Genomic DNA, 5,811 nt, shown 5'->3' with positions numbered 1-5,811 from the left:
GGTGAGGCAGGGATTTGAACCCTGGGTACGCTATTAACGTACGCTGGTTTTCAAGACCAGTGCTTTCAACCACTCAGCCACCTCACCGCATTGTGATTGCTCCGTCAGGAACGGGGCGCATATTAAGGTCATTCTATTAGCTTGTAAAGCCATAATTTAATTTTTTTTTATTTTTCTGACTGTTCGGTTATTGTTTGTGCAAAACGCGCAATTTAAAAACAAAAAACAGTAGATTTTTAGCCACTACTGGAAATTATCTTAAATAGACATATAATGTCAGTCATAACTTGAAAATAATAGACACAGCTACAATATTCTGTAGCATAGAGATGAACAAAATCACATTTTGCTTATCTAATCTACTAACAAAAGTTTTATCAGAATTAACTTTAACTTGAGGTGTATCATGGAAAACCGCACAACTTATGCCCAGCAGAGTAATACCTCTGTATTGGAAACCAACAAAGTATTACGTAATACTTACTCATTATTAGCCATGACCTTGGCATTCAGTGCTTTGGTTGCTGGTATTACAGGTGCTATGAACCTGCCTCACCCACATTGGGCAGTGTTTTTAATTGGCGCTTACGGTTTAATGTTTTTAGTTCATAAAACAGCTAACTCATCTGCTGGTTTATTATCTGTATTCGCATTTACTGGCTTTATGGGTTACACCTTAGGACCAATTCTTTCTATGGTGGTTAGCGCTGGCGCAAGTGACTTAATTGTAATGGCGCTAGGCGGTACAGCTTTAACGTTCTTTGCATTATCAGGTTATGTATTAACGACCAAAAAAGATATGTCTTTCTTAGGTGGAATGATGGTAGCTGGTTTTGTGGTATTAATTGTGGCGATGATCGCTAACATTTTCTTACAGTTGCCAGCTATCTCATTAGCGATTAGTGCTATGTTTATTTTATTCTCATCAGGCGCAATTTTAATGCAAACCAGCTCAATTATTCATGGTGGTGAGCGTAACTATATTTTAGCGACTGTAACTTTATACGTATCTATCTACAATATTTTTGTTAGCTTATTACAAATCTTAATGGCTTTTGCCGGTAACGACGATTAATCGCTAATCCAATTTAAACTCAAAAAAGCCGGACAGCGTCCGGCTTTTTTATTTTTATTAACCGCAATTATGCCGTTGATATGTTGGATTGATTTTGAAGCTTGAAGCAATGTCGATTAAAATGCATTTATCTGAACAAAAGAAAACCACAGCATGACACAATTTCTTTTATTTATAACCGCCAGTGCAGACAGTCAGGATAGCTTTAACGCATACCAGTTTGCTAAACACCTGCTTGAAGCAGATAAAAATCAGCTTAAAAGCGTCTTTTTTTACGGTGATGCAGTGCAAGTAGCAAACCAGTTACGTACCCCACCCTCTGATGAATTTGATCTAACCCACGCATGGCAGCAACTGGTGACTGAGTTTAATTTAAATTTAATTGTTTGCTCCGCTGCTGCGCAAAGGCGCGGCATTTTAGACAAGGCAGAAGCAGAATATCATGGCCATCAGCAATTTAATTTAGCGACCGGATTTACCATTGGTGGTTTAGCCGAATATGTTACCTTGCAGGCAGAATGTGAAAAGGTGGTGCAGTTTTAATGGCTTATTCACACGCAATTATTTTTAAACAATCGCCTTTTCAAAATAAAAGCGGACAAGATGCACTCGAACTTGCGCTTACCCTAGCAACGTTTGAGCAAGATGTTGCGTTATTTTTTAAAGATGCTGGTGTTTTACAATTAGTTAAAAATTTAAACGGGCAAATTGCTGGGCGTAAAACTTATACTGCGGCGTTTAAATCTCTCGATTTATACGACATTGAACAAGTATTTGTTTGTGAAAATAGTTTAGCTAAGTTTGGTCTGACAGAGCAGGATTTAATCATTCCGGTTAGTCTAATTAATGTTCAAAACTGGCGTGAACAACTAGGCAATCACCAACGAATACTCACTTTTTAACAACGACTATTATGGCCATTTTATATCATATTACCCAAATATTAACGGCAAACGAGCAAACCGAATTAAACGCACTGCTCAATAAAGATGATGCCATTATTTTTACTCAGGACGGCGTATATAACCAGTTTGACACTTGTGCCAAAAGCCACTATTTAATCCAGGATTTAACCAGCCGAGCAATTACCAAGCAAGTTAAAACCTCTATTAATTATACTGAATTAGGCCAATTGTTTGCTCAATTTCAAGCAAGCTTAAAATGGTGATATACCCAACCGCGGATAAGTATTAAACATGAGTTTATTAGACACAGTAGAATTAGATAAACACGGCTATTTAAAAAACCATCGCCAATGGAGCGAAACCTTGGCTCAGGCTTTTGCCGAAGCTGAAAACATAGAACTAACGCCAAATCACTGGGAAGTTGTGCATTTTGTCAGAAATTTTTATCTTGAGTTTGAAACCAGCCCAGCCATGCGTATTTTAGTCAAAGCCGTTGCCAAATCGCTAGGTGAAGAAAAAGGCAACAGCCGTTATTTATACAAACTTTTTCCAAAAGGTCCGGCAAAGCAGGCAACCCGCATAGCCGGTTTACCTAAACCGGTAAAATGTATTTAATCTTAATTTGGGATGATCAGTTAGCTAAAATTGATAACTGAACTGCGAATAAAAATAAGCGGTATCTTTATCTTGCGGGCTGTTTGGCGCATCCTGCAAAAATTCACCTTTAACTAAATAAGTGCCGCCTAGCTCTAGTTGCACAGCTTTATTTAATTTATAGCGCCAGCGACTTTCTAATTGATGTCCGGCAAATGTTCCGCTTTGTCCTGTCGTATCACGCAGCCCAGATCTGGCCTGAGAATCTGTCTCTGAGTCTAACCAAACAGCTCGATATGCAACAAATACCGTCTGCGTCGAGTCGGGTTTAAATCCCCATTTAACCCCAGGTGAAACAATATTTGCTCGGGAAAATGCGCCATAAATTCCGGTAGGGCCAAAATCAAAGCGGCTTACCCCAGATAAAGTATTAAAGCGATTATCTTTACCATCATTCGGATCGTCATCACCGCTTGCGTAATCGAACATAAATTCAAGTCGAGATGATAATGAATCAGCCAAGCTATAACCCAAGTGTGCATGTAATAATCCAGCTTTAACATCTAAAGACTGATTATCACCAAACTGATAAGCTGCTTCTATTTCATAATCCCAATGATTTACAGCATTTGGTTGAATATAACGTATCCCTAAAGTTGAAATAGATAAATCGCTTTCACTTTTGTCTAAGCCATAATAATAAAACTCAACCGGATTGGTGTTTGCTGAATTTTGGCTCAAGTGCACGCCCCAAAATTTATCATCCCCCTGTTTATCCAACTTAATTTTATTATCATCTAAATCCGCTCTGCTCTCTGGATGGCGTTCAACCGGCATAAAATAAAAACTTTGCAATAACCAGTCATTTTGCTGAAAACGTGCATAAGCACCATCATAAGCGCTAATGGTATTTCTAAATCTTTGACGAGCCATTAATCGTCGGCTGCCAATATCCAGTGTCTGTCGCCCTACTTTCACTAAACTATCAGGGCTAATTTGCCAACCAAGCCAAAGCTGCAAAGGCTCCAATGCATTAACATCATCTGTCCCTAAAGGTGTTCCGGCATCATCTAACCAAGTACGTGAATCCTGAATTTCAAGTTGAGCTAATAAATTTTCATGTTTCGCTTTAATACTGAATAACAATTGAGAAGCTAAAATTTGATCGCTACCGTTTGCATTGGCCCGATAAGCGTTATTTAAAGTCTCGTATCTTAATCTGTAACTACCATCGGTCTGCCAACTGGTTTGAGCTTGCGCAAAAGTAGACACACAAATAATCGGCAACGCGAGCAGTTTGCTGTATTTTAATGGGCTAACAATCATTAAAAGTCCTTAATTTAAAAGTAAGTTTTAAAATATTTTAAGATAAAAGAATCTGAGCCAGTTTTGTTTGACCTCCACCACTATATAACGGATTATATAGCGATATTAATTTATCATCTGTTAATTAACAGCCTTTAAGGAAAATATATGAAATTCACGACAAAAATAGTTTGTCTGGTATTTACTTTATTGTTAACTGGCACTAGCCGAGCAGAAACTGTGCATATTGCAATTGCAGCTAATTTCACCTCAGCAATGAAACAAATAGCACAAGAATTTGAAAAAGACACGGGACATAAAACAATTTTATCTTTTGCTTCATCCGGTAAAATTTATGCTCAAATTCAGCACGGGGCGCCGTTTGATGTATTTTTATCAGCCGATCAAACCAAACCCATCGCGCTTGAAAAAGCCAATTTAACCGTTGTAAAAAGTCGTTTTACGTATGCAATAGGTGCATTAGCTTTATGGTCAACCAAGGCTGATTTAATTAATAACCAGTTAACCGTATTACATAACAATCAATTTAATAAGTTATCACTTGCTAACCCCAAACTCGCCCCTTATGGCACTGCGGCAGTAGAAACCTTAACTCACTTACAGCTTAAACAAACCACTCAGCATAAATGGGTATTAGGTGAAAATATTGCGCAGGCTTACCAATTTGTTGCCAGTGGCAATGCAGATTTAGGTTTTGTGGCTTTATCGCAAATTATGGATAAAGGCCATATAAAAGGTGGGTCGTATTATTTAGTGCCAGATGAGTTATATAGCCCAATAAAACAAGATGCGGTGTTATTAAAATCAGCTCAAGATAATCCGGCGGCATTAGCCTTATTAGATTATTTGCAAAGCGAAAAAGCGCAGTTAATTATTAAAGGTTACGGCTATAAAACCCACTAACCCTGCATTAAAATAACACTGGATGCTTTAAATAACGCACAAGCTGGCTCGCCAGTTTTCAACTTTAAAACATCCAAACTGGTATTAGTGATCACAGCGCTAACGGATTTTCCGCTACCTAAATCAAGCGTTAAATCGGTATTAACCGCGCCTTTATTAATTAAAGAAACCTGCCCTCTAAGCTGATTTCTCGCACTGGTTGCAATAGACAAATCTTGGCTGATTAGTACCGATGAGGCTTTCACTAACGCAATCACTGAGCTGCCAAGGGTTAATTTTAAATGAGTGACGCTGTCTTTAGTGATCACCGCAATAATCGGTTGTTCAGCCCCAATATCCAAAACAATTTCAGCATTAACAGCGCCCAAAGTAATATCCGTGATAACCCCTTTGTATTGGTTGCGTGCACTGGTTTTCATATTCTCACTTTTAATAAATCCGGCAACATCAGCTAAAGAGTTGATTTTACCAGCTAGCTGTTCAATAAACTGCTGGTGCTCAGCTAACAATAAATCAAATCCGGTTAAAATACTTTGCCCGTGTTCAGTTAATGAGGTACCACCACCACTTGTTCCACCGGCTGAGCGATTAACCAAAGGCTGGCTGGACATATTATTCATCGCATCGACTCTGTCCCAAGCGGTTTTGTAGCTGATACCAACTTGTTTCGCGGCTTTAGAAATTGAACCTGTTGCTTTTATAGCAGTTAATAATTCAATTTGAGCACGAGCAAATGAGCGGTTTTCTATTGCCAGAAAGACATCGCCTTTTAACTCTGCACGCTCTGCCTGAGTATTTGATTTATCTGTTTTAGTGGTGATTTTTTTATCTGTCATAGTGCTTTAGCATAAAAAAAAGCAGTTAGAGCGAAATACCATAACTGCTTTTTAATCTTTAGCTGGGAATGGTTTAATTAACCTCAATTCGGTTTAATGAATATGTTTCAAACGGCCTTTTTTCGCGGGTACTGCGTTAAATTCACTTGCAATAGACTCGCTATTGACGCGT

The 5,811-nt window shown here is 38.4% G+C and carries 8 protein-coding genes and 1 tRNA gene; 6 read left to right on the top strand and 3 right to left on the bottom strand.

The features are described from left to right. Positions 1-87: transfer RNA gene (locus tag N7931_RS18885), tRNA-Ser, on the bottom strand. Between the two features lie 319 nt (positions 88-406). Between N7931_RS18885 and N7931_RS18880 the strand changes: the two genes are divergently transcribed. From N7931_RS18880 to N7931_RS18860, 5 genes are all read left to right on the top strand, one after another. Further along, on the top strand, positions 407-1,075 hold the full coding sequence (locus N7931_RS18880; RefSeq protein WP_262795899.1) for a Bax inhibitor-1/YccA family protein: 669 nt from the start codon (positions 407-409) through the stop codon (positions 1,073-1,075). 153 nt (positions 1,076-1,228) lie between these two features. Then, positions 1,229-1,618, top strand: a complete 390-nt coding sequence (tusD, locus tag N7931_RS18875) for a sulfurtransferase complex subunit TusD (protein ID WP_262795898.1) — start codon at positions 1,229-1,231, stop codon at positions 1,616-1,618. Then, complete coding sequence (tusC, locus tag N7931_RS18870) at positions 1,618-1,977, top strand: sulfurtransferase complex subunit TusC (protein ID WP_262795897.1); 360 nt, start codon at positions 1,618-1,620, stop codon at positions 1,975-1,977. Before tusD ends, tusC begins: the two co-directional genes overlap by 1 nt. Before the next feature lie 11 nt (positions 1,978-1,988). Further along, entirely contained in the window at positions 1,989-2,243 is a 255-nt protein-coding gene (locus N7931_RS18865; RefSeq protein ID WP_262795896.1) for a hypothetical protein, read from the top strand. Positions 2,244-2,271: 28 nt separating this feature from the next. Next, positions 2,272-2,595: a TusE/DsrC/DsvC family sulfur relay protein gene (locus tag N7931_RS18860; protein ID WP_262795895.1), complete on the top strand. Its 324-nt coding sequence runs from the start codon at positions 2,272-2,274 to the stop codon at positions 2,593-2,595. 24 nt (positions 2,596-2,619) lie between these two features. Here N7931_RS18860 and N7931_RS18855 read toward each other — a convergent pair whose 3' ends face one another. After that, positions 2,620-3,900: an alginate export family protein gene (locus tag N7931_RS18855; RefSeq protein ID WP_262795894.1), complete on the bottom strand. Its 1,281-nt coding sequence runs from the start codon at positions 3,898-3,900 to the stop codon at positions 2,620-2,622. 147 nt (positions 3,901-4,047) lie between these two features. Here N7931_RS18855 and modA point away from each other — a divergent pair, with 147 nt between their 5' ends. Further along, positions 4,048-4,803 (top strand): molybdate ABC transporter substrate-binding protein, encoded by a 756-nt coding sequence (gene modA / locus N7931_RS18850; RefSeq protein WP_262795893.1) that lies wholly within the window; start codon positions 4,048-4,050, stop codon positions 4,801-4,803. On the opposite strand, the gene N7931_RS18845 is transcribed toward modA, so the two are convergent. Then, positions 4,800-5,639, bottom strand: a complete 840-nt coding sequence (locus N7931_RS18845) for a TOBE domain-containing protein (RefSeq protein ID WP_262795892.1) — start codon at positions 5,637-5,639, stop codon at positions 4,800-4,802. The genes modA and N7931_RS18845 overlap by 4 nt on opposite strands. Positions 5,640-5,811 lie beyond the last annotated feature (172 nt).

It is taken from the genome of Catenovulum sp. 2E275 (assembly GCF_025515275.1).
Lineage (GTDB): Bacteria > Pseudomonadota > Gammaproteobacteria > Enterobacterales > Alteromonadaceae > Catenovulum.
Note: the sequence above shows the minus strand (reverse complement) of the source record. Positions and strands in the feature narration are given on the sequence as shown.

What these genes read in the sequence shown, in the direction of transcription:
- N7931_RS18880 (WP_262795899.1), top strand. Translation starts at nt 407, where the DNA reads ATGGAAAACCGCACAACTTATGCCCAGCAGAGTAATACCTCTGTATTG.
- tusD (WP_262795898.1), top strand. Translation starts at nt 1,229, where the DNA reads ATGACACAATTTCTTTTATTTATAACCGCCAGTGCAGACAGTCAGGAT.
- tusC (WP_262795897.1), top strand. Translation starts at nt 1,618, where the DNA reads ATGGCTTATTCACACGCAATTATTTTTAAACAATCGCCTTTTCAAAAT.
- N7931_RS18865 (WP_262795896.1), top strand. Translation starts at nt 1,989, where the DNA reads ATGGCCATTTTATATCATATTACCCAAATATTAACGGCAAACGAGCAA.
- N7931_RS18860 (WP_262795895.1), top strand. Translation starts at nt 2,272, where the DNA reads ATGAGTTTATTAGACACAGTAGAATTAGATAAACACGGCTATTTAAAA.
- N7931_RS18855 (WP_262795894.1), bottom strand. Translation starts at nt 3,900, where the DNA reads ATGATTGTTAGCCCATTAAAATACAGCAAACTGCTCGCGTTGCCGATT.
- modA (WP_262795893.1), top strand. Translation starts at nt 4,048, where the DNA reads ATGAAATTCACGACAAAAATAGTTTGTCTGGTATTTACTTTATTGTTA.
- N7931_RS18845 (WP_262795892.1), bottom strand. Translation starts at nt 5,639, where the DNA reads ATGACAGATAAAAAAATCACCACTAAAACAGATAAATCAAATACTCAG.